Origin of the sequence: Aeromicrobium sp. (assembly GCF_036675695.1) — a bacterium.
In the GTDB taxonomy this organism is placed as follows: Bacteria; Actinomycetota; Actinomycetes; order Propionibacteriales; family Nocardioidaceae; genus Aeromicrobium.
In genome coordinates, this window is the sequence record NZ_JAKFEL010000248.1 from 1 (window position 1) to 26,336 (window position 26,336).

20 protein-coding genes, 2 tRNA genes and 1 pseudogene are annotated in these 26,336 nt (G+C 63.9%); 15 read left to right on the forward strand and 8 right to left on the reverse strand.

Annotated features, from left to right (window positions below; genetic code table 11):
- Nucleotides 1–49: 49 nt before the first annotated feature.
- From dnaN to V6M39_RS16380, 4 genes are read left to right on the forward strand one after another with little or no spacing between them, the layout of a single operon-like run.
- Nucleotides 50–1,192: a DNA polymerase III subunit beta gene (gene dnaN, locus V6M39_RS16365; RefSeq protein ID WP_332644883.1), complete on the forward strand. Its 1,143-nt coding sequence runs from the start codon at nucleotides 50–52 to the stop codon at nucleotides 1,190–1,192.
- Between the two features lie 33 nt (nucleotides 1,193–1,225).
- Nucleotides 1,226–2,131: a phosphogluconate dehydrogenase (NAD(+)-dependent, decarboxylating) gene (gene gnd, locus V6M39_RS16370; RefSeq protein ID WP_332644884.1), complete on the forward strand. Its 906-nt coding sequence runs from the start codon at nucleotides 1,226–1,228 to the stop codon at nucleotides 2,129–2,131.
- A gap of 5 nt (nucleotides 2,132–2,136) precedes the next feature.
- On the forward strand, nucleotides 2,137–3,261 hold the full coding sequence (gene recF, locus V6M39_RS16375) for a DNA replication/repair protein RecF (protein ID WP_332644885.1): 1,125 nt from the start codon (nucleotides 2,137–2,139) through the stop codon (nucleotides 3,259–3,261).
- The gene (locus V6M39_RS16380) at nucleotides 3,254–3,742 is read left to right on the forward strand and encodes a DUF721 domain-containing protein (RefSeq protein WP_332644886.1); all 489 of its coding nucleotides are present in this window, start codon (nucleotides 3,254–3,256) and stop codon (nucleotides 3,740–3,742) included. Before recF ends, V6M39_RS16380 begins: the two co-directional genes overlap by 8 nt.
- Before the next feature lies 1 nt (nucleotide 3,743).
- On the opposite strand, the gene V6M39_RS16385 is transcribed toward V6M39_RS16380, so the two are convergent.
- Nucleotides 3,744–4,538, reverse strand: a complete 795-nt coding sequence (locus V6M39_RS16385) for a phosphatase PAP2 family protein (protein ID WP_332644887.1) — start codon at nucleotides 4,536–4,538, stop codon at nucleotides 3,744–3,746.
- Nucleotides 4,539–4,764: 226 nt separating this feature from the next.
- Here V6M39_RS16385 and gyrB point away from each other — a divergent pair, with 226 nt between their 5' ends.
- The 5 genes from gyrB to V6M39_RS16410 all read left to right on the forward strand — a co-directional run bounded on the left by gyrB (nucleotide 4,765) and on the right by V6M39_RS16410 (nucleotide 10,445).
- Nucleotides 4,765–6,750 carry a DNA topoisomerase (ATP-hydrolyzing) subunit B gene (gene gyrB, locus V6M39_RS16390; RefSeq protein ID WP_332644888.1) on the forward strand — a complete coding sequence of 662 codons (1,986 nt, stop codon included), beginning with the start codon at nucleotides 4,765–4,767 and terminating at the stop codon, nucleotides 6,748–6,750.
- A gap of 10 nt (nucleotides 6,751–6,760) precedes the next feature.
- Nucleotides 6,761–9,310, forward strand: coding sequence for a DNA gyrase subunit A (gene gyrA, locus V6M39_RS16395; RefSeq protein WP_442880825.1), 2,550 nt, complete (start codon nucleotides 6,761–6,763; stop codon nucleotides 9,308–9,310).
- Nucleotides 9,307–10,092 (forward strand): DUF3566 domain-containing protein, encoded by a 786-nt coding sequence (locus V6M39_RS16400; protein ID WP_332644889.1) that lies wholly within the window; start codon nucleotides 9,307–9,309, stop codon nucleotides 10,090–10,092. Before gyrA ends, V6M39_RS16400 begins: the two co-directional genes overlap by 4 nt.
- A 54-nt stretch (nucleotides 10,093–10,146) precedes the next feature.
- A tRNA-Ile gene (locus V6M39_RS16405) sits at nucleotides 10,147–10,221 on the forward strand.
- Nucleotides 10,222–10,372: 151 nt separating this feature from the next.
- Nucleotides 10,373–10,445: transfer RNA gene (locus V6M39_RS16410), tRNA-Ala, on the forward strand.
- A 424-nt stretch (nucleotides 10,446–10,869) separates the two neighbouring features.
- On the opposite strand, the gene V6M39_RS16415 is transcribed toward V6M39_RS16410, so the two are convergent.
- Entirely contained in the window at nucleotides 10,870–11,133 is a 264-nt protein-coding gene (locus V6M39_RS16415) for a hypothetical protein (protein ID WP_332644890.1), read from the reverse strand.
- A 40-nt stretch (nucleotides 11,134–11,173) separates the two neighbouring features.
- Nucleotides 11,174–12,691, reverse strand: a complete 1,518-nt coding sequence (locus V6M39_RS16420; protein WP_332644891.1) for a sigma-70 family RNA polymerase sigma factor — start codon at nucleotides 12,689–12,691, stop codon at nucleotides 11,174–11,176.
- Between the two features lie 159 nt (nucleotides 12,692–12,850).
- On the opposite strand from V6M39_RS16420, the gene V6M39_RS16425 reads away from it, so the two are divergent.
- The 6 genes from V6M39_RS16425 to V6M39_RS16450 all read left to right on the forward strand — a co-directional run bounded on the left by V6M39_RS16425 (nucleotide 12,851) and on the right by V6M39_RS16450 (nucleotide 20,752).
- Nucleotides 12,851–13,549, forward strand: coding sequence for a hypothetical protein (locus tag V6M39_RS16425; protein WP_332644892.1), 699 nt, complete (start codon nucleotides 12,851–12,853; stop codon nucleotides 13,547–13,549).
- A gap of 209 nt (nucleotides 13,550–13,758) precedes the next feature.
- The gene (locus tag V6M39_RS16430; protein WP_332644893.1) at nucleotides 13,759–14,616 is read left to right on the forward strand and encodes an alpha/beta hydrolase; all 858 of its coding nucleotides are present in this window, start codon (nucleotides 13,759–13,761) and stop codon (nucleotides 14,614–14,616) included.
- A gap of 68 nt (nucleotides 14,617–14,684) precedes the next feature.
- Complete coding sequence (locus V6M39_RS16435; RefSeq protein WP_332644894.1) at nucleotides 14,685–18,053, forward strand: sugar-transfer associated ATP-grasp domain-containing protein; 3,369 nt, start codon at nucleotides 14,685–14,687, stop codon at nucleotides 18,051–18,053.
- Nucleotides 17,974–19,101 (forward strand): CDP-glycerol glycerophosphotransferase family protein, encoded by a 1,128-nt coding sequence (locus V6M39_RS16440; protein ID WP_332644895.1) that lies wholly within the window; start codon nucleotides 17,974–17,976, stop codon nucleotides 19,099–19,101. Before V6M39_RS16435 ends, V6M39_RS16440 begins: the two co-directional genes overlap by 80 nt.
- Entirely contained in the window at nucleotides 19,089–20,138 is a 1,050-nt protein-coding gene (locus V6M39_RS16445) for a sugar-transfer associated ATP-grasp domain-containing protein (protein WP_332644896.1), read from the forward strand. Before V6M39_RS16440 ends, V6M39_RS16445 begins: the two co-directional genes overlap by 13 nt.
- 2 nt (nucleotides 20,139–20,140) lie before the next feature.
- Nucleotides 20,141–20,752 (forward strand): nucleotidyltransferase family protein, encoded by a 612-nt coding sequence (locus V6M39_RS16450; RefSeq protein ID WP_332644897.1) that lies wholly within the window; start codon nucleotides 20,141–20,143, stop codon nucleotides 20,750–20,752.
- Between the two features lie 12 nt (nucleotides 20,753–20,764).
- On the opposite strand, the gene V6M39_RS16455 is transcribed toward V6M39_RS16450, so the two are convergent.
- The 5 genes and pseudogenes from V6M39_RS16455 to V6M39_RS16475 all read right to left on the reverse strand — a co-directional run.
- Nucleotides 20,765–21,052 (reverse strand): hypothetical protein, encoded by a 288-nt coding sequence (locus V6M39_RS16455; protein ID WP_332644898.1) that lies wholly within the window; start codon nucleotides 21,050–21,052, stop codon nucleotides 20,765–20,767.
- Nucleotides 21,053–21,117: 65 nt separating this feature from the next.
- Nucleotides 21,118–22,062 carry an SGNH/GDSL hydrolase family protein gene (locus tag V6M39_RS16460; protein ID WP_332644899.1) on the reverse strand — a complete coding sequence of 315 codons (945 nt, stop codon included), beginning with the start codon at nucleotides 22,060–22,062 and terminating at the stop codon, nucleotides 21,118–21,120.
- A 56-nt stretch (nucleotides 22,063–22,118) separates the two neighbouring features.
- Entirely contained in the window at nucleotides 22,119–24,782 is a 2,664-nt protein-coding gene (locus tag V6M39_RS16465) for a dipeptide ABC transporter ATP-binding protein (protein ID WP_332644900.1), read from the reverse strand.
- Between the two features lies 1 nt (nucleotide 24,783).
- Entirely contained in the window at nucleotides 24,784–25,866 is a 1,083-nt protein-coding gene (locus tag V6M39_RS16470; RefSeq protein WP_332644901.1) for an ABC transporter permease, read from the reverse strand.
- A gap of 92 nt (nucleotides 25,867–25,958) precedes the next feature.
- Nucleotides 25,959–26,336 (reverse strand): annotated as a pseudogene (locus V6M39_RS16475) (ABC transporter substrate-binding protein); the annotation flags it as partial.

Consider the following 26,336-nt stretch of genomic DNA (forward strand, 5'->3'; position numbering starts at 1 on the left):
GTGGCAGGATTCATCCCCACGGCTCCCGTCTTCGGAAAGGCCCCACCACGTGAAGTTCCGCATCGACCGCGACACACTCGCGGACGCCGTCGCATGGACGGCGCGCAGCTTGCCCAACCGTCCAAGCGTCCCCGTGCTGGCCGGCCTGCTCATCGAAACGGCCGCCGACGGACTCACACTTTCGGGATTCGACTACGAGACATCGACACGCGCGACTCTGCCCGCTGAGGTCTCGGCTGACGGCCGCGCTCTGGTGTCGGGTCGCCTCCTCGCCGAAATCGTGAAGTCCCTGCCACCAAAGCCTGTCGAGGTCGCCCTCGACGGCACAAAGGTCCAGGTCGTCTGCGGCAACGCTCGCTTCAGCCTGCAGACCATGCCGGTCGAGGAATATCCACAGCTGCCCGAAATGCCCACAGCGTCGGGCACGATCAAGGCTGACGACTTCGCCACCGCGGTCGCCCAGGCGAGTGCTGCGGCTGGTCGCGACGAGATGCTCCCGCTGCTGACCGGCGTACGCCTCGAGCTCGAGGGCTCGACCATCTCACTGATGGCCACTGATCGATTCCGTGCCAGCCTTCGCGATCTGCAGTGGTACCCCGAAAAGGCTGATATCTCTGCTCAGGCGTTGGTTCCTGCACGTGTTCTTGGCGAGACCGCGCGGGCGTTGACCGCTGGCGGCGACATCACAATCGCTGTCTCGTCGGGTGACGCGGGCGACGGACTCATCGGATTCGAAGGTGTCGTCGGCAATGGCACACGTCGTACGACGACCCGCCTCCTCGAAGGTGACTTCCCCCGCGTACGTCAGCTTTTCGCGGCTGCACCCGAGACGGTCGCCTATGTCGACACCCAGCAGTTCGTCGACTCGGTCAAGCGCGTGGCTCTGGTTGCCGAGCGCAACACCCCCGTACGGCTGAGCTTCTCGGACGGACAGCTTCTCCTTGAGGCCGGGAGCGGTGAAGAAGCCCAGGCGTCTGAGTCGCTCGAAGCCACCATCAACGGTGCGGACATCTCGATCGGCTTCAACCCGAACTACCTGCTCGAAGGGCTCGCGGTCATGTCCGATCCGGTCGTGCACCTTTCGTTCACTCAGCACACCAAGCCTGCGGCGATCTCGGGCGTCCAGGAGATCGGCGCCGATCCGGACGCCGCTTTCCGCTACTTGATCATGCCCGTACGTTTGCAGAACTGAACCTCACAGCACTGAACTTTGGAGGCTTCGGCCATGGAAATCGGACTCGTCGGACTCGGCAAGATGGGTGGCAACATGCGCACCCGCCTGCGCAACGGCAGCGTCGGCGTCGTGGGATACGACCGCAATCCCGAGGTCAGTGACGTCGCGTCGCTAGCCGAGATGGTCGAGAAGCTGCCGTCACCCAAGGTCGTGTGGGTCATGGTGCCGGCCGGCGACATCACCCGCGCCACCGTCACCGAGCTGATCGAGCTCCTCGACAAGGGCGACGTCATCATCGACGGTGGCAACTCACGCTGGACCGATGACGAGGTCCACGCTGCTCTCGCCACCGAAAAGGGCATCGGCTACATCGACTGCGGTGTCAGCGGCGGCATCTGGGGTCTCGAAAACGGTTACGCGCTCATGGCGGGCGGCGACAAGGCAGATATCGCCAAGGTTCAGCCGGTGTTCGACGCACTCAAGCCCGAAGGCGACTCCGGTTTCGTTCACGCGGGTCGCGTCGGAGCAGGCCACTTCTCCAAGATGGTTCACAACGGCATCGAGTACGCCATGATGCAGGCCTACGCCGAGGGATACGAGCTCCTCGAGAAGGTCGACGTCGTCGACAACGTCACCGCGGTGTTCGATTCCTGGCGTCAGGGCACTGTCGTGCGTTCATGGTTGCTCGACCTGCTGGTGACAGCTCTCGAAGACGACCCGGGGCTCTCAAAAATTCGCGGCTACGCCGAGGACTCCGGCGAGGGTCGGTGGACTGTGGAGGCTGCGATCGACAACGCCGTCCCGGTCCACACCATCGCCGCATCTCTGTTCGCGCGATTCTCATCCCGCCAGGACGAGTCGCCGGCGATGCAGGCCGTCGCGGCCATGCGTCAACAGTTCGGCGGGCACGCGGTGCAGGCCGCCGCCGAAGCAGGGCACGACCCCAAGGACGCCTAGCTCGCATGCACGTTGCCCGGCTGTCCTTGCACGACTTCCGGTCGTACGCCGCTGTCGAGATGGACCTCGAACCCGGCGCGACGGCGTTCATCGGCGCCAACGGGCAGGGCAAGACCAATCTCGTCGAAGCCATCGACTACCTCTCCCGCCTCGAGTCACATCGTGTCGCAAGCGACACCCCACTCGTCAAGGCCGGTGCCGACCAGGCGGTGATCCGAGCCGACGTGGTCAAGGGCGACCGCACGGCGCTGCTCGAGCTTGAGATCACCCCGGGCAAGGCCAATCGTGCGCGCATCAACCGCGGGGCGCTGCCCCGTACGCGAGACCTCGTCGGCGTCCTGCGCACCGTGATGTTCTCGCCTGATGACCTCGACCTGGTCAAGGGAGATCCCTCGGATCGCAGAAAATTTCTCGACTCACTCCTTGTCCTGCGTACCCCGCGTCTCGCCGGTGTTCGGTCGGACTACGAGCGCGTCCTCAAGCAGCGCAACACCCTGCTCAAGTCGGCGGGCCGACGCCGCGATGCGGATCTCTCGACCCTCGACATCTGGGACGAGAACCTCGCGCGTACCGGTGCCGAGCTCGTCGCCGAACGACTCAAGCTGCTGGACGAGCTCGACCCCTTCCTCGGTGAGGCTTACGTACGAGTCGCGGCCGAAGCTGCGCCGGACCGTCGTGAGATCACAGCGACATACAAGCCATCGCTGGAGCTGGCGGCCGACTTGCGAGACGCGGCGGCGATCCATGACGCGCTCCTCGAAGAGGTCGCCCGCCGCCGCGGCGACGAGATCGACCGGGGCATCAGCCTGGTCGGTCCGCATCGCGATGACGTCACGCTGATCATCGGATCACTCCCGGCCAAGGGCTACTCGAGCCACGGCGAGTCCTGGTCGCTGGCCCTGGCGCTGAGGCTGGCGTCGTTCGAGCTGCTGCGCAAGGATGACGACGATCCGGTGCTGATCCTCGACGACGTGTTCGCCGAGCTCGACCAGGGCCGTCGACAGCAGTTGGCTGAGCTCGTCGGCGATGCCGAGCAGGTCCTGGTCACCGGTGCCGTTGCGGAGGACGTACCGGACGCACTCAAGGGTCACCGGTTCCGTGTCGCTGGAGGGGAGGTTGTCCGTGACTGAACCCGAAGAGCCGGATGCCCTGCGCCTCGCCCGCGAGATCGCCAACAGTTATCGCGGTGCCAAGCCGACCGGTCAGACTCCCAAGCGGAAATCGCGCCCAGCGAAGCCGGCCAGACCCAACCGTGATGAGCCGAGCGCATTGGGTGATGTGCTCGGTGAGCTCGTCGAGAACCAGGGTTGGACCGAAAAGCTCGCGTCCCAACGGGTGTTCACCGACTGGCCAAAGATCGTCGGCGCCGAGGTGGCGCAACATTCCGAGGTGATCGCCTTCGAGGACGGGGAGGTCGAAGTGCGCACCGACTCCACCGCGTGGGCGACTCAGCTCCGGATGCTCGCACCGCGCATCGTGGCCAAGCTCAACGAAGAATTCGGTGACGGCTCGGTGCTACGTATCGTCGTACGCGGTCCCCAGGCACCGTCGTGGAAGAAGGGCCTGCGCTCTGTGAAGGGTGCGAGGGGTCCGAGAGACACTTACGGCTGAATCACTCGGAGGGCGATACTGCTGCGGCAGCTGCCACGAAGACGGCGGTCACGGCGGTCACGGCGCCAAGAACGAGTGCTGCCTGGGTGAAGCCGACCCAGCCGTACGCCGGACGTACGCCGACCGCCACCAGGAATGCGAGACCACTGACGCAGCCGACCGCAGCGCTGACGAACGTCCCCCTCACCGGATGTCGCGGGCCATGGACGACGGCGGCAACCGCGGCGGTCCACAGCAGACTGATCGCGAGCGCCGCCACGACGTCGGCCGGACGGTGCCAGCCGGCGACGACAGTTGAGGCACCGGTGAGCGTCGTGGCGAATCCGCCGACGAGCGCGACCGCGGGGCGCAGCACTCCGGGCGCGACCAGCAACGCTGCTCCGACAGCGCTTGCGACGACAGTCGTGTGACCGCTGGGCAGGCTGTTGAGAGTGCCGAGACCAAGGTCCGGTCGCTCGAGCACGCTCTCCTTCAAGATCTGGGTCGTCAGATTCGCGCCGACCAGCACGGCCGCGGCGGCAGCACCGATACGCGGCTGACCTCGCAGCAATGCGACCACGGCGCAGGCCAGCGCCACGGCCAGGATCGCGCCGATCGACACATAGCCGAGGACGCTGAGGAGGGTCAGCTGAGCGTCGCGACCGGCGATCACCGTCCGCATCGCGGAGTCATCCCACTGTTGGCCGCGGTCAGAATTGAGCGCGAAGCGTACGAGCAGAGCGAGCGCGCCGACCGATGCGAGCGCCGTCGCCACAGCCGCGGCTGTGGTGTCACGACGGGTGGCGACAATCGACATGCCTCAACGATGCCTGATGGTTCCCAGCGACCAATCCGCGAGGTCCAGGATCCAAACCATGACGGCATTTTCAGCATCACCGCCCTATCCGGGCTCAGATGGGGACCTCCGGCGTCGTCACAGACGCCCTTCTGTGGCTCTGAGGGGTACGTGGGCTCCAAGAATCCACTCCCGAAACGTGTGGGTAGAAGCTGGGAGGCCCGTAAAGGGCCCGTATACTGGTTAGGTGAGCCAAACTCCAGATCCTGAAGCAACATATGACGCCAGCAACATCCAGGTTCTCGAAGGACTGGAGGCCGTACGCAAGCGTCCCGGCATGTACATCGGCTCCACCGGTGAGCGCGGACTGCACCACCTGGTCTACGAAGTCGTCGACAACTCGGTCGATGAGGCACTCGCGGGCTATGCCAGCCACATCAAGGTCACGATGCAGCCCGACGGCGGCATCCGGGTCGACGACGATGGTCGCGGCATCCCCGTCGACGAGCACCCGATCGAGAAGATGCCCGCCGTCACCCTGGTGCTGACGTCGCTCCACGCAGGCGGCAAGTTCGGCGGCGGCGGCTACAAGGTGTCGGGTGGTCTGCACGGTGTCGGCGTCTCCGTCGTCAACGCGCTGTCGACCAAGCTCCATGTCGAGGTCAAGCGTGACGGTTACCGCTGGACCCAGTCGTTCACATACGGCGAGCCGGATGCACCGCTGGAGCGTCACGAGAAGACCAAGGAAACCGGCACCACGACGACGTTCTACGCCAGCGCCGAAATCTTCGACTCTCTCGACTACAGCTACGACACGCTCAAGACGCGCTTCCGCGAGATGGCGTTCCTCAACAAGGGACTCGAGCTCGTGCTCCGCGACGATCGCGAGCACGAGAGCGACGACGAGACCTCTGACGAGATTGAGCGCGACGCAAGGTTCCGCTACGACAAAGGCCTCGTCGACTACGTCGAGCACATCAACGTCGGAAGCAAGTCACCGATCCACCGCGACATCATTGCGCTCGAGGCTGAGGACGAGAGCAAGGGATTGTCGCTCGAGATCGCGATGCAGTGGAACGACAGCTTCATCGAATCGGTCCACACCTTCGCCAACACGATCAACACCCACGAGGGCGGCACGCACGAAGAAGGTTTCCGTGCGGCACTGACCACGACGGTCAACAAGTTCGCTACGACGCAGGGCCTGATCAAGAAGGCGACCGACAACCTGTCGGGCGAGGACATTCGTGAAGGCCTGACGGCGATCGTCTCGATCAAGCTCGAGGAGCCTCAGTTCGAAGGTCAGACCAAGACCAAGCTCGGCAACAGTGAGGCGAAGTCCTACGTACAGTCCGTCCTCAACGACGAGCTCGGTGCGTGGTTCGAGCAGCACCCAGCCGAGGGCAAGACGATCGTCCGCAAGTCGATCGATGCGGCGACCGCTCGTATGGCTGCCCGCAAGGCTCGTGACCTGGCCCGCAACCGCAAGGGCTTGCTCGGCGGCGGCGGGCTCCCCGGCAAGCTTGCCGACTGCTCGTCGCGTGATCCCGAAGAGTGCGAAGTCTTCATCGTCGAGGGCAACTCGGCCGGTGGTTCCGCGAAGGGTGGCCGCGATCCGCGTACGCAGGCGATCCTCCCGTTGCGCGGCAAGATCCTGAACGTCGAGAAGGCCCGCATCGACAAGATCCTCCAGAACGCTGAGGTTCAGGCGATCATCTCGGCGCTCGGCACTGGCGTGCACGAGGACTTCGACATGGCCAAGCTGCGCTATCACAAGATCGTGCTGATGGCTGATGCCGACGTCGACGGCCAGCACATCTCCACATTGCTGCTGACCTTGCTGTTCCGGTTCATGAAGCCGCTGATCGATGCTGGCCACGTCTACCTCGCGCAGCCGCCGCTCTACAAGATCAAGTGGACGAACTCCCCCGACGAGCTGGCCTACACCGATCGCGAGCGTGATGCCCTGCTCGAGGCCGGTGCAGCGGAGGGCAAGCGCCTCCCCAAGGAGGTCGGCCAGCAGATGCAGCGCTACAAGGGTCTCGGCGAGATGAACGACAGCGAGCTGTGGGACACCACGATGGACCCGGCCAACCGCATCCTGCGACAGGTGACGCTCGAGGACGCGGCAATGGCCGATGAGATGTTCACGATCCTGATGGGTGAGGACGTCGAGCAACGACGGGCCTTCATCCAGCGCAACGCCAAAGACGTACGTTTCCTCGACATCTAAGGGATAGACCGTGACTGAAACGACCCCTCCCGAGCACGACCGCATCGAAGGCGTTGAGCTGCAGGACGAGATGCAGCGCTCGTACATCGACTACGCCATGAGCGTGATCGTGTCGCGGGCCCTGCCCGACGTACGCGATGGTCTCAAGCCGGTGCATCGCCGCGTTCTCTACGCGATGTTCGACGGCGGCTACCGACCCGATCGCGGGTTCTCCAAGTGCTCGCGCATCGTGGGTGACGTGATGGGCCAGTACCACCCACACGGCGACACCGCGATCTACGACACCCTCGTACGTCTCGCTCAGCCGTGGGTCATGCGCGCACCGATGATCGACGGCCAGGGCAACTTCGGTTCGCCGGGCGACGATGGCGCTGCCGCCATGCGATACACCGAGTGCCGCCTCGCTCCCATCGCGATGGAGATGGTGCGCGACATCAACGAGAACACCGTTGACTTCCGTCCCAACTACGACGGCCGTTCGCAGGAGCCAACGGTCCTGCCGGCCCGCATCCCCAACCTTCTGGTCAACGGCTCGGCCGGCATCGCGGTTGGCATGGCGACCAACATCCCGCCGCACAACCTGGTCGAAGTTGCCGAAGGTGCCCAGTGGGCGCTCGCCAACCCCAAGGCCAGCAAGGAAGGACTTCTCGCGGCATTGCTCGAGCGGATCAAGGGCCCCGACTTCCCGTCTGATGCGTTGATCGTCGGCACCAAGGGCATCGAAGACATGTACCTCACCGGCCGCGGCTCGGTCATGATGCGCGCCATCGTGTCGATCGAAGAAGACACCAAGGGCAGGATCCAGCTGGTCGTCACGGGCCTGCCTTATCAAGTCAACCCCGACAACCTGATGCGCAAGATCGCCGAGCTGGTCAACACCGGTCGCATCCAGGGCATCTCCGACCTGCGCGACGAGACGTCATCGCGCGTCGGTCGCCGCATCGTGATCGAGATCCGCAAGGACGCGGTCGCGCGGGTCGTGCTCAACAACCTCTACAAGCACACCGAGCTGCAGACCAACTTCAGCGCCAACATGTTGGCCCTGGTTGACGACGTACCTCGCACGTTGACGCTCGATCAGTTCGTCAGCCACTGGATCAACCACCAGATCGAAGTCATTCAGCGCCGCACCCAGTACCGCCTCGACGAAGCTGAGGCACGCGCACACATCTTCCGCGGTCTCGCGAAGGCGCTCGATGCCCTCGACGAGGTCATCGCACTCATTCGTCGCAGCCCGACCGTTCCCGAAGCGCAAGCCGGACTCATCAAGCTGCTCAAGATCGACGAGCTCCAGGCCAGTGCAATCCTCGAGATGCAGCTGCGGCGTCTCGCGGCCCTTGAGCGCCAGAAGATCATGGACGAGTTGGCCGCTCTCGAGGAGAAGATCGCCGACTTCAAGGACATCCTCGCCAAGCCCGAACGCCAGCGTTCGATCGTCTCCGAAGAGCTTGCCGCGATCGTCGACAAGTTCGGCACTCCTCGCCGCTCGCAGATCATCCCCGCGGATGGCGACCTGTCGGACGAGGACCTCATCCCGGACGAGGAAGTTGTCGTCACGATCACCAAGGGCGGCTACGCCAAGCGCACCAAGACCGACCTCTACCGGGTGCAGAACCGCGGCGGCAAGGGCGTACGCGGTGCCGCATTGCGTGGCGACGACATGGTCAACCACATGTTCTCGACCACCAGCCACCACTGGATCCTGTTCTTCACCACGGCTGGTCGCGTCTATCGGGCGAAGGCTTATCAGCTTCCCGAGGCTGGTCGCGATGCCAAGGGCGGACACGTCGCCGGGCTGCTGTCGTTCCAGCCCGACGAGGAGATCGCGCAGGTCTTAGCGATCCGTGACTACGAGTCCGCGCCGTACCTCGTGCTCGCCACTCGCCGCGGTCTGGTCAAGAAGACCCGACTGATCGACTACAACAGCCCGCGTCAGGCCGGCGTCATCGCCATCAACTTCCGTGAGGATGACGACGAGCTGATCGGCGCCGAGTTGGTCAACCCCGAGGACGACCTGCTGCTCATCTCGCGCAAGGCTCAGTCGATTCGCTTCAAAGCCGACGACGAGCAGTTGCGCCCCATGGGTCGTGCGACCTCGGGTGTCACCGGTATGAAGTTCCGCGACGGCGACGCAATGCTCTCGATGACCGTGATCCGTCAGGAGCACGCGGACCAGGACGAAGTCCCTGAAGAGGACCAGCTGTACGTCTTCACGGTGACCGATGGCGGCTTTGCCAAGAAGACGCGCATCGACGCATACCGGCAGCAGGGACGTGGCGGACTGGGCATCAAGGCCATGCAGATCACCGACTCTCGTGGTGAGCTCGTTGGCGGTCTGGTGCTCAAGGACAGCGACGACGTCATCAGTGTCACGGCCGGCGGACAGGTCACCCGAAGCCTCGTTGCGGGAGTGCCTGTCAAGGGACGTGACACCATGGGGGTGAGTTTCGTCAAGTTCAAGGGGGATGACCGCGTCGTGACCATTGCACGCAACGCTGAGCTTCCGTCGGACGAGACCTCATCGGAGGAACCGTCGACTGACGAGGAGCAGACCGAGTGAACGACGAACAGCACGAGTCAGACTCGGTCCCGGGTTCTGGTGCGGGGGATGCTGCCACGTCGCAAGCCATTCCACACCTTCCCAAACCTGTGACAAATCCCCCACGGACTTCGTCCGCGGGAGGTACCCCCACGGCCAAGAAGAAGCCCGGGCTCAAGCAGAGTCCAGCGCCAACCGTTGTACCGGCCGAAACCGACAAGGGCCGGGCCCGAGAGATTGCGACCGCCGAAGCAAAGATCGCTCCCACCAAGGCCGAGAAGCCTCGACGAATCGAACCGGTGCCGCCGACTCGGCCGTTGACCGCGGCCGACTACGCGCGTACGACGACTCCGTCGCCCGCGACCACCTCAGTCATCCCGGCTGTCAAGGAGGAGCCAATGGCTACCGAAGCGACACCCGCCCCGTACGCCCCGTCCACTCGACAGGCGAGCCTTCGCCTCAATCACATCGAGCCGTGGTCGGTCGCGCGCATCGCGTTCGCTGTCTCGGTGGCGATGATGATCGTTGGCGTTGTTGCGATGACGATCTTCTGGGTTGTCCTCAACATTGCGGGCGTCTGGGACCAGGTCAACGAAGCAGTGACGTCGGTGCTCAGCGATGATTCTTCGAGCTTCGACATCACGGACTATCTCGGCTTCGGGCGCCTGATTGGCCTGACCCTGGTCTTGTCTGCGATCAACGTGGTGCTGATGACTGCACTCGCCACGATCGGTGCTCACCTCTACAACCTCGCGGCGCAGGTTCTTGGTGGCGTCGAGGTCACGTTCAGCGAAGAGAACTGACTCCACCCGTTTTGGGCTGGAGCATGGCGGTGCGGTAATGTTCACCGCTGTTGCGGGCGTATAGCTCAGCTTGGTTAGAGCGCATCCCTGATAAGGATGAGGTCCGAGGTTCAAGTCCTCGTACGCCCACTCGACGGAAGGTCATGATGAAGAAGTTCATAGCCCTCGGGCTCGCCGCAGCAGGCGTGTTCTGGGCCATCGGCCAGTCGAAGAAGTCACCCGCGATCGACCACTGGGCCGCCGCGAGCGACAAGGTCTGACAACTAAATTCCACCCTCACGGGGCCTTAGCTCAGTTGGTAGAGCGCTGCCTTTGCAAGGCAGATGTCAGGAGTTCGAGTCTCCTAGGCTCCACAGAAGAAAAAGGCCCCCGCCCAACGCCGCGAAGCGGCCCGAGCGGGGGCCCTTTGCTTCTGTGAATCCAAGCGAGTGACTCGAGTCGGGCCCCATCACCGACCATGTGCACTTCGCGCCGAAGGCGCCGATCCATGTGGTCCGAACAAGGGATCTCCTAGGCTCCACAAGGATCAAACCCCACCACCCGGTTCGCCGGCTGGTGGGGTTCGTCGTTGTGGGTGGTGGGGTTTGATCCTTGTTCCGCCCGAGGGGACTCGAATCGGGCCCCACCACCTATCGCTTGCGATCACGCCGGAGGCGTCAGTCCAGGCGATCTTGACTAGGGGGCGGGATCTCCGAGGCTCCGGCCCCTCGGTCGTCCCAAGGTGAGCTGGCATCCTAGGTCTTCGACCGTCAGGTCAATCCTCGCGATCTAGCCCGCCTATGGGGGGAACGAGTCACCCAGGAGGCGCATCATTCGTTCCTCGGGGACGCCCAAGGCTCGGCTGACCTGCGTCAAGCCATGGGTCTCTACGAGTTCGGTCAAAGTGTCGTGGCGCACCCGCTTGACGAGTTGGACGAGGCTTGTGACGCCGTCGTGAACGTCGGAGAGAGCGTCGATTCGATCAGCCGGGTCCATGGTCGCGAGCCAGCGCTCAAGGCGGTTGTTGAGCGTTGCCAGGTGCTCCACCAACTGATTCGTCATGAACTACGACCTGCCTTAGGGATTCGTGGGTGCCGTCATGTCACGGCGAGCTGTAGGAAACGACGGCGTCTCCGGGCGTCGGATCGGTGTTGTCGGCGGCGGTGAGTGAGCCCGCGAAGGCTTTCGTTCCGCCGGTGTCGAGGAGCAGGAACCCGATCGTTCCCGTAAAGGGTGGGGTGAAGATGCAGGTGATCTGTACGGGGGTTATACCCGATGGTGCCGAGCAGTCTGCGCCGGCTGGTGGGGGGTCGGCGAAGTTCCACTCACCGGCGGTGGTGATGTCGATGACGAGTGTCGAAGTGGCGTCGGGGGAAGACACGTCGAGGTCGAAGCTCATGTCGTTCCCTAGGTCGTTGACGTTCGCCAGGGCAAGGACCAGGTCGTAGGTCGTGCCCTCTGGTTCGGGTTCGGGCTCAGGCGGCGGATTGGGCGCTCGCGCCGACGTCGGGGGCTCGATGAACGGCGCGACCGGGGCAGGCACTTCCTCCTCGGTTGGGGGGAGAGTAGGCGGGTCGGGCTGCTCGACCAGCGTCAGAGTTGCGCCGCCGCCGAGAGCCGCCGCTGGCGCGGTCACTCCATCAGGCGCGTTCGAACCGTTCGTCACCACGACAGCGATGACGCATACCGCAGCGACGGCAGTGCCGACGACGATTGCGCGAGCAGTTCCAGTGCTCACCAGCGACCGGGCAGTGACGCCGGTACGGCCTCCGAAACCACGTCCGGCGTTGCTGCGCAGGTTAGGTCCGCTTGGGTTGCTGCGCGCTTGCTGCCGGCTCTTCTTGCGAGGGCGGTGCCCTTGGATCGCCAGGCCGGAGGTGCCGAGGAGAGCCGGTATGAGCAGCGCCGGCAGATCGCTGGTGATGCCGCGCAAGTCGGCGAGCACCGCCGCACAGGCGGAACAGTCGTCCAGGTGCTGCTCGATCGCCCGCGTGTCGCGAGTAGCGAGGCGGTCACGGGAGTACGCCGGGAGGCTCTCGCGGACCTCCTGACAGGAGGGATCGTCGGTCGCTGCGATGTGGGCTGACAGGTAGGCCTGGCGTAGCCCTTCACGGGCTCGATATGCGAGCGCGGCCACTGCAGACGGGGAGATGCCGAGCAGACGCCCGACCTCGGCGGTCGAGTCGTTCTCAACGCTGGTGTGCCACAAGACGGTCTGCCAACGTTCAGGAAGTGTCGCGAAAGCCTGTGCCAGCAGCGTCGACTCGGAACGCAATGCGGTCTCGTCAGCGGTCGTTGTCAGGCTGCTGGTGCTTTCGTGGTCGTCGACCCACGTGAGCCGCCCGTCGCGCTTGCTGGAGTTGATATAGGCGTTGCGCACTGATGTGATCAGGTAGGCGCGGAATGCAACGTCGGGCCCCCGCCCGTTCCGGAGCGCTGCGAGGACCTGACTGAATGCCTCTGCCGCGAGGTCGTCGGCAGAGTTGCGCCCCGCGAGCTTGGCCGCGAAACGTACGGCTGGATCGTGGTGTCGGGCGAACAGCACAGACGCGGCCGTGTCATCGCCCGCGCGGTAGCGCGTGATGAGCTCCGCGTCGGTGACTTCGTCGTCAATGTGCATGATGTCCTCTCCCAAGAAAGACAACCTTAGGCGCGCACGATGACGGGGACCCCGCGCACTATTTCGCCAAGAGTCGCCGATCCATGCGTCATGGATCGCCGCGCGAGTTGTCTACACGGATGTAGGCCGCCCGCGTCGAGCCTTGGGAGGGAGCACGAGGTGTTTGACGAAGATCCTGGTCTCGCCGCGTCGGACAATGCCGTGCACGGTCAGGCAGTGCCACTGAGGATGGCCAGTCTGTGTGCCGCATGGACGGGCGACGGCGACACTGCTGACGCCGTCCGGGACGTGGGCAGTTCGTATGCGCTCGATGGCGATAGCTTGCAGGTGCTGCTGGACGATGTTGACCTGGCTCGCGCTGCAAGTCGTCTGCCGTCTGCCGACCTCACCCTGGTGCGGGCGTTGGCGTTGGCGTGGTCTGAGGCCGCCCTCGGCAGGTACGCGAGGTTGACGTGTACCGATCCGCTAACAGGCCTTGCCACGGCGCAGCACCTTCAGACGCTGGTGGTCAGCCTGACTCGCACCCCTAGGTTTGGCGCTTGGGCGTTGGTCATAGTCCAGACCGGATCAAGGATGAGTTCGATCGACACGGCATCCGTCCCTGGTGGCTTGTTCGAGTTGGTCAACCTGTCAGAAGTCGCCGCTGTCGTGGCCCGAGAGGTGACCATTGATGCGATCGTGGCACGGCTCATGTCGCGGCGCTGCGCTGTCTTGGTTCCGCAGGACGAGGCGTCACGACTGGCCAAGCGAATCGATGGGCGACTCCGGGGCCATTTCCGTTCAACCCGGGTTTGGATCGAACGGTTGCCTGACGAGCCGGCTGAGGCTGCATCGCTCATCGATGACCTCTGCCGATGACACCCCGGCATCGGCACCTGCACATCGCCCGGCCACATCGAATTCTGCAAATGTTCGGTGGACCGCGTTATGCATCACGAAGTCAGCTGTCTTAGAGGTTATGAAGTGTTCCGGTTCGCTCCGTGGAACGAGATGAGCCGGCGCAGGCCCCGTCGCGGTGTGGGAGCACCCGACGGGGCCAACTGATCAGTCGAGATAGCCTCACACGCATGACTCGCGAGGATGTCACGTTCCTGTCCGGTGGCGACGAGATTGCCGCCTGGCTCTACCGCGGTGGTGAGGTCTGCGTCGTGATGGCGCACGGGTTCTCGCTGACGCGACATGACGGACTGCATACGTACGCCGAAGCGCTCAACAGCGCCGGCGCGACGGTTCTGGTCTTTGACCATCGCTATCTGGGCGACTCCGGCGGCGAACCCCGACAGCGGATCCGGGTGAAGGAGCAGTCCGACGACTATCGCGCCGCGATCGCGTACGCGCGCGGGCTCGACGGGATCGACCCGAAGAAGATCGTCCTCTGGGGCTACTCGTTTGCCGGGGGAACGTCGGTCAACGTCGCGGCGAACGATCCGCGTATCGCAGGACTGATCCTGCTGTGTCCGTTCCTCGACGGCAGGGCGCGAGTGATCGGGACTACTCGACGCACACCGTGGGTTGCGACGCGCGTCATGGGACGCGCCATCAGAGATCGTCTCGGCTCGCCCAACACGATTAAGGCAACCGGCGAGCCCGGCGAGATGGCCGCGATGGCCTTCACCGGAGAGGCCGCAGGATTCGCGGCCTGTGCGAGCAGCGAATGGATCAACGAGGCCTCACCGGGTGCGTTCGCCACCATCGCGACACATCGACCCGTCACCAAAGCGAAGCGGATGGCTATGCCGGTGTGGGTTGGCCTGGGCGAGCGGGACATCACCGTCTCGGGCAAGGCCATCGAGAAGCTGGCTCGCGAGGCTCCCCACGCTGAGCTGCATCGCTACGGCATCGCGCATTTCGAACCGTTCCACGGCAACGATCCGGCTGTCATCGCCGCCGATCAAGCGGATTGGTTACGACGCCAGAGCTTCTGAGCATCCCGCTAGGATGAACCAGGTTTTCGGCAGACTAGTCAGGGAAGACGTTGCGCAGTCTCGCGAGCATGAGCAAGCGCGTTGTGGTCGGCGTACTGGCTCGTCCCCTCATCTCGCAAGGCTTCACCGAGGCTGCAGCTCGGCGGTGGGTTCGCGAGATCTATCGCGATTGGCTTGAACCGGAGACACGGTTCCGCTCGCTGCGTCGTGCTCACCGTGAGGGTTTCACTTCGTCGGTCTACGGACTGATGGGCAGAGCAGGATCCGGCCAGCTGCCGTCGATCTCCCAGCGGGACTATCACTCTCTCCATCCCCTGAACCACTCTCTCCATCCCCTGAACGAGCGCGCGTCGTGGCTGTCAAACCGCATCGTCGCCGCTCGCACCGTGCGTGGTCTTGCAGAGCGGATGGATCAGCCGATTGCGATCGTCACTCGGCTTGAGGATGAGCTGGTGTTCGCCCCACTCGATGGTGAGCGAGAAGTCCGCGACGTGGCGTGGTTGCTCGAGCTCTTACGTCAGCGCGAAGCCGTACGTTTCGTCACGCTTGCGTGGGGTCGCGGTCCGGGAAGTCTGATTGCCTGGACTGGCGAGGGATACACGTTAGACGGCGAACCGGTGACTCCCGAGCAGCTGCGGCTCACGTTGCTTGAGCGCGATGGGCCAAGACGCTGGCTGCTCACAGACTGCCCGGAGGATCCGACCCCCGGGTCACTTCTGCGCTTGTTCGTCGGGCGCCATGACGACGGGCACGTACGGGTTCTCGATGCAGAAGTTCTCGACCTGGACGAGACCTCCCGGTGGGGCTCAGTCGACGAGAATCGTGGGCTTGAGGCCGTGATTGCCGCCGTGGAGAGGATCTTCACCACCTCACGGGCCTCCTTCACCTTCATTGCCGTCGATGTGGTGCTTGGTGACGATGGGCAGTTCATGGTGGTTGATATCGATGCCAAACCGTCGTATCCGGGTGCGCGACTCTTCGATGAGAAGGCGGCGGTGTTCCTGAGTGACCTGCACTTCGCTCGGGAGCATCAGCGAAGGGACCGCGCAGACCACGGATCCTTTGCCAAGCGGACACGACATCGGGTCGGGCACCTGAAGCGCAGATTCAAAGCGTTTGCGTTGCGCGCGTACGGGTTCACCGGGCGGGCAGCACGCTCGTGGGTATGGCACACCGAGCGTGACAAGAGTGACCGTCAGGGGTTCTCATCGCGTGAGATCAACCGCGCTCATGCTTGGGGATTCACGCCGACGGTACTGGCGGACTTCGGAGTGACTGAAGAGAACCGGTCTGAGTTCATCTCGATCCGGGACTACCTCTATGCCCGGCCACTCAACGGCAAGTACGCCAAATGGATCCGCAATCGGGTCTCGGCGCTGATGGTCTTTGCGCCATTCCAGGACCGCTTCGACACCGTCCACTATCAGCTCTTTCGGCGCGGGGGTGAGCTGCACATCGTGCCGATCTCGACCGAGGCGCGTCGCATGGGTGTCACGCTGAGCGGGATCGCCGAGCTGATCGCGACCAGCGGGAACCTGGTTCTTGCGCCGACGTCCTGGCAATCATCCGGCAGGGCTGACATCGCGCACGATGGTTCGAAGTTCCTGGTCGACGGCATTGAATGCGCGCCCGGAGAGTTCCACGAACTGCTCAGCTCTGTCGCGAGGCGCCAGTCGTTCGTGCTGCTGAAGTTGCGCGACTTGGACTCTGCCGCCGCCAACCTGCGTGTCGACGTCACCATGCTCAATGCCGACGGCACGCGACCGTCGGTGGCCGACGCCTTTGTGGTCGCTGAAGGCGTGGTTCCGCTCGAGGCTGAGGACGTACGGGTGCGGTACCTCAGCCGGATCGATACCGAGAGCGGCGCCTATGAAGGTGCACGAGCCGTGGTCCAGAGGCGCGTGCAGCAGTTCGCCAAGAATCCTTCGACAGGTGAACCTTTCGCCGGAGTGGTGCCTGCCTGGCACGACATCGTCGAAGTGCTGAAGGAGATGGGGGCGTTTGCCCCTCAGTTGCGGCTGGTGCAATTCACGCTCGCCGTGAGCGAAGGGCAATGGCGTATCCAACGCGTGGCCGCAACCCCGCATTACAACCGGGAGTTCCCATTTTCGTCCCGGCTGGTCGCCTACCTCCAGGACACTCTCGAAGAGAAGAAGTCGACGGCGTTTCGCCTGCGGGCGCGCGTCGCGCGAGGGCTGCACAACGCCAAGCTCAAGATCCGCCGCGAGTACGCCGCCGCGTTCTTCCCCAAGGGACTACTCGCGTATCAGTCGGTTCGCTGGCCGGGCGACGTGTGGCGAGACCTGGTGAGTCGCAACGGCGTGGCGCTCAGGACGAAGATCTGGGCCTACCGGAACGGCTACCTGTCCTACCGGATTCCGCAGTACGGCATCACGGCTCAGAACCGGCACCAGTTCATCTCGGACTTCGAGTACCGCTGGCTCCGTCACATCAACGAGCGCTACAAGTTCTGGCTCGAAGACAAGGTGAGCATCAAGTACGTTGCGTCGGACTTCAACGAGTATCTTCCGGCCTACTACTTCTATACGGCGCGAAGTCACGGTCGCAATCACGTCGTCCCGATGATGGACTGCCCCGAGGGCTACGGCGCTGAGTACGGAGATGTTCTCCGCCTCGCCCGGCAGGAGGGCACTCTCGCACTCAAACCCGACGACGGATCGCACGGCGAAGGATTCTTCCGGCTGGACTGGGACGGCGACGGATACTCACTCAACGGCGACAAGGCTGGCGAGCAGGCGGTGATCGACCTCCTGGAGGATCCGAAGAACCAGTACCTGATCACCGAGTACATCGAGATGCATCCGACGATCGCTGAGATCTACCCGAAGTCCGTGAACACGATCCGGATGATCGTGTTCAAGAAGGACGGGACCACTCCGGAGCTCGGCAATGCCTATCTGCGTATCGGGTCCTCAGCGTCTGGCTACGTCGACAACACCGCTGCGGGCGGAATGCTCGCAGAGATCGACGTGGAGAGCGGACGTTTCGGAAACGCACAGGCTCTTGTGCGCGGGCGTGTGGTGGCTTGTCCGCGGCATCCTGACACCGATGTGCTGATCGAGGGCGTCGTCCCGAACTGGGAGGACGTCAAGGCGCAGATCCTGCGAATGGCCGATAGCTTCTCACAATTGGAGTACCTTGGCTTCGATGTTGCGATCACCGTCGATGGCTTCAAACTCCCAGAGATCAATCGCTTTCCGGACTTCCCGCGCATTGATCGGCTGACACCGGCGACGATCGACTACCTGTTCCACAAGCTTGACCAGAAGAAGCAGCGCTACCGGTATGACACCAGGCGTTCGTTCTCTTTCGTCTCGCTGCCAAAAAGGGGATGCGATGAGCGGGCTCCGGATCGCCACGGTGCGCCTCTTGCTGGCGACGGTCTACGGGGCCATCAAGCTGGTGACCCGGGTTGACGAGCGCAAGGTTGTCTTCCTCGGCCGGCGGATGGATCGGTTGCCGCTCGACTTCCGGTTGATCATCGAAGAGCTCCAGCGGCGGGACCCCGAGGTGAAGGTCGCCGTCATATCCAAGTTCGTCAAGGGCGACCGGCGAGAGACGTTCGCGTTCCTTCCTGTGCTGCTCAAGAGCCTCTATCACCTCGCCACCTCAAAGGTCTGCGTCCTGGACTCGTACTGGCCCGCCGTGTCGATGCTGACCCATCGAAGATCGCTGGTCGTCTACCAGATCTGGCATTCCATCGGGAAGATCAAGCAGTCCGGCAGGCAGACGGTCGGGCGTGGACAGGGGTGGGCCGAGCATGTCGCTCAGGGCATGCGTATGCACGACGGCTATGACTACGTGGTCGCTGGTGGGCCGATCTGGAACTCGCACTACTGCGCAGCCTTCGGTGTCGTACCCGATCAACTGCTGAACATCGGCCTGCCGCGCGCGGACTATCTCATTCACGAGAAGGAACGGATCGCCACGCGGATCGCCGAGACATATCCGGAGCTGATGACCAAACCCATCGTTCTGTACGTGCCGACATTCCGCAGAGCGGAGAGCGCGTCGGGGGCCTTGAAGCTCGCCAGCGCCATCGACCTGGACCGCTTCAATCTCGTGATCAAGAAACACGAAACCGACAGCCTGCTCTTGCCGCCTGAGAAGCACCACGTTTGTCCGGAATTCACGGGCACACAGATGCTCACCGTCGCTGATTATGTGATCACCGACTACTCGTCGATCGCTCTCGAAGCGGCGCTGATCGATGTCAAGACCTACTACTTCCTGTACGACTACGACCACTACTTCGAGAGCAATGGGGTGAACATCGACCTTGACCTCGAGATGCCCGGTTGCGTGTTCCGGACACCAGCCGAGCTTCGTATGGCGTTGGCCGATGACTACCCGGTGGAAACGCTGCGTCAGTACAAGGAGAAGTTCCTGTTCGACGATCCCGGTCACTCGACGACCGATCTCGTCGACCACATCGTCGAAGTGGGTGAACTGTGCATCCGCTGATCAGAACGAGTGTCCGCAAAGCCAAGCTCGTCTACCTCTGGGTGACTCGCATCCTGCTGGCGCCCAATCGCTTCGGCGTCCCGTTGCCGACCCGGATCCGCTACGCGGTGCGCGGTGGATTCATCGGCGACCAATACGCGCTGTACGACTTGAGCCGTCGGTCGAAGCGTGAGTACCTCTCGGAGTTCGACTGGTACCGATCCCGGTGGATCAACGAGCCGTTCGACGCAATGCTCAACAACAAGATCGTCTGCAACGAGATCCTTCAGCACCACGTCTTCGTGCCAAGGATCCTCTTCATCAAGAACAAGGGTCGGCTGGTGGCGCACGGCGAGACGTTGCCGGTCAGCTCGGTTCACGACACCATCCCCGCGCTGCGCCAGGTCGGGTCTGTGTTCATGAAGCCCATTGCCGCCGGCAAGGGCGTGGGAGTTCGGCGGTTGGACATGAAGGGCAAGTCGTTCTGGATAGATCGGTCGCCAGCCTCTGAGGACCAGCTCGTCCAGCTGCTCGAAGATGAGGACGGCTGGTTCCTCTCCGAGACCATTGAGCAACATCACGAGCTGGCGAGGATCCACGAACCGACCAGCAACACGATCCGGCTGATCACGATGCGACGGCCTGACGGTGCGGTGGAGATCTTCTTCGCCGTGCTGAGGGTGGGCACGTCCGCATCCATCCCGGTCGACAACGGCAGCAGGGGTGGCCTCGTTGCCCGCATCGACCTCGAATCTGGCACGCTCAGCGAAGCCCGCACCCTGTGGTCAAAGGACGTGTTCACCGAGCATCCGGATTCGGGAGTGCTGATCCGCGGAGCGAACGTGCCCATGTGGGACGAGGTCAAACGGCAGGTGCTCGATGCAGTCGAGGCGGTGCCCTACCTGCAGTTCATCGCCTGGGACATCCTCGTCTCAGAAGAGGGGCCGTGTGTGATCGAGGCCAACACGTCGTCGGGCGTGAACATCATCCAGATCTGGGGACCACAGCGCAACGGAGAGCTGGGCGACTTCTACCGTGAGCACGGGGTGATCCGCTAGTCATGCGCTACGTCATCATGGCCAACGGGCGAGGAACCCGGTGGGGCGGCCACTCGGGTGTCCCGAAGCACCTCATCGAGTTCGATGGCGAGACTCTCCTGCGCCGGATCGTACGACAGGTTTCCTCGTTGGATCCGGGCGCGGAGATCGTGATCTCGGCAAGCAACCCGCTGTACGAAACCGAAGGGGCGCGGAGGCACACGCCGAAGGTGAATGAGATAGAGCTCGATCGCTTCGTCCCAGAGCTCATCACGGATGAGATCTGCTTCCTCTACGGCGACACCCTCTACAGCACGCCGGCGATCGAACAGATCGTGGCGACGGCGACGATCGAGATCGACTTCTTCGGCGACGAACGCGCCATCGTGGCGCTCAAGTCGTCCAACAGCGAACTACTGCTGGCGCACCTGGGTCACGTGCGCACACTTTTCTTGGCGGGAGAGATCGCCAACTGTGTGGGCTGGCAGGTCTATCAGTCGTACGACGGACTTCCGTTCGATGAACCACAGATCGGCCCGCGCTTCCGCGTTCTGACGCATGCGACGGTGGGATTCAACAGCCCTCACGAGCATGAATCCTTCCATGATCACGACGGCCGGATGGGCGTGCGCTGAGCCGGTCGCTACCTAGAACGTCGCTCCACCCGAACCTGGCGCCGCCTCGGGTTCCTTGTCGCCCTTGACCTTGTGGACGACCTTCGAGCCGGCGTCGCTCGCCGCGTCGGCAATCTTGGAGCCCACATCTGACGCGGTGCTCTTGACTGCCTGTTCGACCGTGTCCGCCGCGTCCTGGACGACGGGCTTGTTCCAAGCCTTCGTCGCCTGGCGCTTGATCTGCTCGTACCGCTCGCGACCGGCGCGCGAGCCGAGGACGTACCCGGCCGCACCGATGACAAGAACCGAAAGCTTCTTCACGCTGACCACTCCTTCGCCCGACGTGTACCCCGTTGAGCAATCGTCACACGCGAGGAGGCGACCGGCTACCTCTTGATCTGCGCGAGAACGGCCTCGGCTTGGGCGGCTGCGCCGGCTGAGTTGGGGTGCAGCGGGATGCTCACCGCGGGAGCGTTGAGTGACAGCGGGATGACGCCCTCGACATACCGAATGTGCGGCAGCTGACAGACATCGTGGCCGATCGTCGGCGTGTACGTGTCGACGAGCTCGGCGCCACCCTTGGCCGCGGCGCGCTTGACCATCGCGTTGAGCTCGTTGAACTTCACGTACAGGTACGCGATGTCGGCGTTGTCAGCCTGTACGTACGGGTAGCAGCCGGTCGTGGGCACGGCGGCGAGGTAGTTGACCGCCAGGATGCGGGCCTTGGGCGACTTCTTGCGGATCGCCTTGAGCGCCGCGACGACCTTGGGCTCGGCGGCGTTGATCTGTGCGGTCAGCTGGTCCTTGCCACCTGCGGTGAGCTTGTCCTTGCAGGATCCGCCGAGGGGGGACGGCAGTCCGAGGCCGAGGTTGGGCAGCAGGTTGAGGCACCCGGTCGCGGCCGAGGCAACTCCGGCGTCGTTTCCACCGATGCCGACGGTCACGAGGTCGGTCGTCTTGGTCAGTCGATCGAACTGCGGCGGGTTCGTACCGCCGATGGGGAGACCGGTCTGCGGCTGCGTGAAGTCCCTGGTCGTCGCCGATCCGCACGACGCATCTCGGAACGTCTTGACGTTGAGCGCCTTCGCGACGAGCCGCGGGTAGTTGACGCGGGACTGCGCGCAGTCGATCGGGGCGAACTCGGTGGCCGGCAAACCCTGCGCGTTCAGCAGAACAACGTCGGCCGTCCACGAGTCGCCGAGGGAGACGTACTCCTTGTAGACCTTGGGCTTGGCCTTTGCCGCCTCAGCTGGTGCTGCGAAGGAGGACACCGTCAGGGTGCCAGCAGCCACCATGGCAAAGGCTGTGGCGAGTCGTCGGGTGCGTGACATGGATCCTCCAGGCGTTGGTCTGGAGAGATCAACGACCTGGAGGGATCCGGGTCACGTCAGGAGATGTCGGTGAGGAGATGCCCTCGCTCTTCGCGACGACGACGCTGTTCCACAGGATCAGGCACGGGAACGGCCGCGATAAGTCGCTTGGTGTAGTCCTCCTGCGGATTGCCCAGGACCTGTTCGCGCGGACCGATCTCGACCAGCTTGCCGTCCTGCATCACCGCTACGCGGTTCGCGAGTGTGTCGACAACGGCAAGGTCATGGCTGATGAACAGGCACGCGAACTGCAGGCGGTGCTGCAGCTCGGTGAACAGCTCAAGGACGCGAGCCTGCACGGAGACGTCGAGTGCCGACGTTGGTTCATCGGCAATCAGCAGGTCAGGGTCGAGCGACAGCGCACGCGCGAGGCTGACGCGCTGGCGCTGACCACCGGAGAGCTCGTGCGGGAAACGCTCGGCGTACGAGCCGCCCAGCTCCACACTCTCGAGCAGTGATCGCACCTTCGTGTCGACTTCCTTCTGCGTCATCTCGGTCTGTACGTGGAGCGGCTCCGCGATGCACTGACCGATCGACATACGAGGGTTGAGTGACGAGGCGGGATCCTGGAAGACGAACCCGAACCGCGACCGGTATGGACGCAGCTCACGATCGGACAGGCCGGAGATCCGGTTGCCAGACACATCGATCGTTCCGGACGTGGGCTGCTGCAGCCCGACGGCCGTACGACCGATCGTCGACTTGCCGGACCCTGACTCGCCCACCAGTCCGAGCACTTCACCCTTGCGGACCTCGAGCGACACGTGATCGACGGCGCGGAACGTCGGCTGCCCGAACCTGCCCGGGAACTCGACCACGAGGTCATCGACTTTGAGCACGAGCTCGTTGGCGTCAACAAGACCAGGACCGTTCTCGCGGCCGAGGTGCGGCACGGCATCGAGCAGCGCGCGCGTGTAGGGGTGCTTCGGCGATGCAAAGAGCTCGCGCGACGGCGCGGACTCCACCACATTGCCGCGATACATCACGACGACCCGGTCGGCCATGTCGGCGACGACACCCATGTTGTGCGTGATGAGGACGATCGCAGTGCCGAGGCGCTCGCGCAGCGAGAGGAGCAGCTCGAGGATCGCGGCCTGGACGGTCACGTCGAGAGCGGTGGTCGGCTCGTCGGCGATGATCACGTCAGGCTCGCAGGCGATCGCCATTGCGATGACAACGCGCTGCTTCTGTCCACCGGACAGCTGGTGGGGGTAGTAGTCGACGCGATGCTCCGGGTCGGGCATGCCGACCATCTCCAGCAGCTCGACCGCGCGCTTGCGGGCGTCCTTCTTGGAGATTTTGGTGTGCGCCTGCAGACCCTCGATGATCTGCCACCCGACGGTGTAGACCGGGTTGAGTGCAGTCGACGGCTCCTGGAACACCATCGAGACCTGGTCGCCGCGGATCGGGCGGAGCTGATCAGCGGACATGCCGAGCAGCTCGCGATCGCCGAGGGTGACCGAGCCTCCGACCTCTGCCGTCGAGGGCAGAAGTCCGAGGATCGCGCGCGAGCTCACCGACTTGCCCGAACCGGACTCGCCGACAACTGCAACGACCTCACCGGGAGCGACGTCGAAGCTCACCCCGTTGACGGCGTGGACTTGCCCGCCGTCGGTCTGGAAGGTGACTTCGAGATCGGTCAGAGAGAGCGCCACGACACGATTGGCATCCGTGGCGACGGCTGCCGTACGAATCTCGACGGACGCGTCCTCGCCGCCGGTGATCTCCTCGAACTGGTGGGCGAGCTCGGCTTCGTCAGCCGACGTGCTGTCAGTACCGCGGTTGCGCAGCAGCGGGTTGAGGATGTCGTTGAGGCTCTCACCGACCAAGGTCGCGCCCAGCACGATGAGCACGATCGCGAGACCTGGGAACACACCGGTCCACCAGATGCCGGAGGAGGCATCGGGCATCGCCTTGTTGAGGTCGTAGCCCCATTCGGCTGCGGCTGATGGCTCGATGCCGAAGCCGAGGAAGCCGAGACCGGCGAGGGTCAGGATCGCCTCGGAGGCGTTGAGTGTGCCGATGACCGGCAGCGACGACGACACGTTGGAGAAGATGTGCTTGCGCAGGATGCGCGGCGTGCGTACGCCGACCACGCGCGCGGAGTCGACGTAGGGCTCGACCTTCACCGCGATCGTGGCATTGCGGATGACGCGGAAGTACTGCGGTATGAACACGACGGTGATCGAGATCGCCGCCGCCATGATGCCGCCGAACGCGCTGCTGCTGCCTCCGGAGAGCACGATCGCGACGACGATCGCGAGGAGCAGCGACGGGAACGCGTACAGCGCATCCATGATCAGGACGAGGATCCGGTCGAGCCAGCCGCCGAGGAAGCCGGAGACCAGGCCGAGCGGTACGCCGATGACGCCGGACAGCACCACCGCGAGCAGGATGACCTCAACCGCCGTACGGGTGCCGAAGATGACGCGTGACAAGACATCCGTGCCGCCGACCGTCGTACCGAACCAGTGCGCCGCCGACGGCGCCTGCTGGGTTCCGAACACAACGCCGTCAGCGGTGCGGTCGGCGTTGAAGTCATAGGGCGCAAGCCAGGGAGCGAAGACCGCGACGAACAGGAAGATCGCGATGATTGCGAAGCCCAGCAGCAGCATGAAGCGCTGCAGACCGTGAGACTGACGCACGATTGTGGGCACAAACTTCTTTGCGTTGACGGCCATGTCAGAACCTCACTCGGGGGTCGACGAACGCGACGATGACGTCGATCAGGAAGCTGGTCACGCCAACGATGATCGCGATGAGGGTGACGATGCCCTGGACCGCGAGGAAGTCGCGCTTGATGAGGTACTCAGCGAGCTGATAGCCGAGGCCCTTCCACTCGAAGGTCGTCTCGGTCAGGATCGCGCCGCCGAGCAGCAGGGCGATCTGCAGTCCCATGACGGTGACCACCGGCACCAGAGCATTGCGGAACGCGTGCTTGTTGAGGACCCTTCGCTCGCTGACGCCGCGGGCACGTGCAGCGGTGACGTAGTCCATACGCATGGTCTGGAGCAGGTTGACGCGTACGAGCCGGAGGAACACACCGCCGGTGAGGAGGCCGAGCGCGATCGCGGGGAGCATGGCGTGCTTGAGCACGTCGCCGATGATCGCGGGATCGCCCCAGAGGAAGGCATCGACGATCATGATGTTTGTCTGCGGGTCGACGTCCTGCAGCGTCAGCTCAGTGCTGATCGAGGCTCGACCCGACGACGGCCAGCCGAACGGGGAGAAGGCCAGCTTGAGCAGCAGGCCGACGAAGAAGACGGGCGCGGCGTACACGAGGATCGCGAAGAGTCGCAGCATCACGTCGGGGAACCGGTCGCGGTAGCGCGCGGCGATCCGTCCCAGCGGGATGCCGATCGCGAAGGCGACGAGCAGGGACCAGAAGGCGAGCTCGAGAGTTGCCGCGCCGTTCTCGACGAGGATCGTCGACACCTTGCGGTTGTCCGTCAGTGTCGTGCCGAAGTCACCGCGGAACAGGCCGGAGAGGTACTCCCAGTACTGCGTCAGGATGGGGCGGTCCAGTCCGGCTTCAGCCTTGCGCTCGGCGATCTGCTCAGGAGAGAGACGCCCACCGAGCGCAGCCTGGATCGGATCACCGATGACCCGCATCAGCAAGAACACCATCGTGACAAGCACCCACACGGTGGGTATGAGGAGTGCTGCGCGTACGAGCAGGTAGCGGGTGAGCGGACTGAGTCCGCCTCGGCGCCTCGGCTCAGCTTCGGGAGGGCCCGTTGGGGCCATGATTTCTGCTGTAGTCATCGGAACCTACTTTTTGGGGAGATACGGGTGCTGGTGGTTGTGAGAAACGAGAAGGCGGGTCCGGCCTGAGCCGGACCCGCCTCCTCAATGGTTCACTTCGACAGCGAGGTGAAGCGGAACTTGAACGAAGCGTCAAGGGTTTCCTTGACACCGTCCACACCGTCCACCGCCACGGCCACCGAGGTGCCCGTCAGCAGCGGCAGGTAGGGAACCAGGTCCGCGAGGCGGGTCTGGATCTCAGCAAGCGTCGCCTCACGCGATGCCTGGTCACCATCGGTGCGCTGGTCGTCGAGAAGTTTCGACATCGCCGGGTCGGCGAATTCGGTCGTCTCGTCGTTGTAGTGCGAGTTGGTGAAGTTGCCGCTCTTCTTCTTCTCCGTGTCGTACGGAGCGAGGAAGGGTGACAGGTAGTTGTCCGGGTCCGGGAAGTCCGGGAACCAACCGAGCTGGTGGACCGGGTACGCGTCGGC

What these genes read in the sequence shown, in the direction of transcription:
- V6M39_RS16430 (WP_332644893.1), top strand. Translation starts at nt 13,759, where the DNA reads ATGACTCGCGAGGATGTCACGTTCCTGTCCGGTGGCGACGAGATTGCC.
- V6M39_RS16440 (WP_332644895.1), top strand. Translation starts at nt 17,974, where the DNA reads ATGAGCGGGCTCCGGATCGCCACGGTGCGCCTCTTGCTGGCGACGGTC.
- V6M39_RS16470 (WP_332644901.1), bottom strand. Translation starts at nt 25,866, where the DNA reads ATGACTACAGCAGAAATCATGGCCCCAACGGGCCCTCCCGAAGCTGAG.
- gnd (WP_332644884.1), top strand. Translation starts at nt 1,226, where the DNA reads ATGGAAATCGGACTCGTCGGACTCGGCAAGATGGGTGGCAACATGCGC.
- V6M39_RS16415 (WP_332644890.1), bottom strand. Translation starts at nt 11,133, where the DNA reads ATGACGAATCAGTTGGTGGAGCACCTGGCAACGCTCAACAACCGCCTT.
- recF (WP_332644885.1), top strand. Translation starts at nt 2,137, where the DNA reads ATGCACGTTGCCCGGCTGTCCTTGCACGACTTCCGGTCGTACGCCGCT.
- V6M39_RS16460 (WP_332644899.1), bottom strand. Translation starts at nt 22,062, where the DNA reads ATGTCACGCACCCGACGACTCGCCACAGCCTTTGCCATGGTGGCTGCT.
- V6M39_RS16450 (WP_332644897.1), top strand. Translation starts at nt 20,141, where the DNA reads ATGCGCTACGTCATCATGGCCAACGGGCGAGGAACCCGGTGGGGCGGC.
- V6M39_RS16465 (WP_332644900.1), bottom strand. Translation starts at nt 24,782, where the DNA reads ATGGCCGTCAACGCAAAGAAGTTTGTGCCCACAATCGTGCGTCAGTCT.
- V6M39_RS16435 (WP_332644894.1), top strand. Translation starts at nt 14,685, where the DNA reads ATGAGCAAGCGCGTTGTGGTCGGCGTACTGGCTCGTCCCCTCATCTCG.
- V6M39_RS16420 (WP_332644891.1), bottom strand. Translation starts at nt 12,691, where the DNA reads ATGCACATTGACGACGAAGTCACCGACGCGGAGCTCATCACGCGCTAC.
- V6M39_RS16385 (WP_332644887.1), bottom strand. Translation starts at nt 4,538, where the DNA reads ATGTCGATTGTCGCCACCCGTCGTGACACCACAGCCGCGGCTGTGGCG.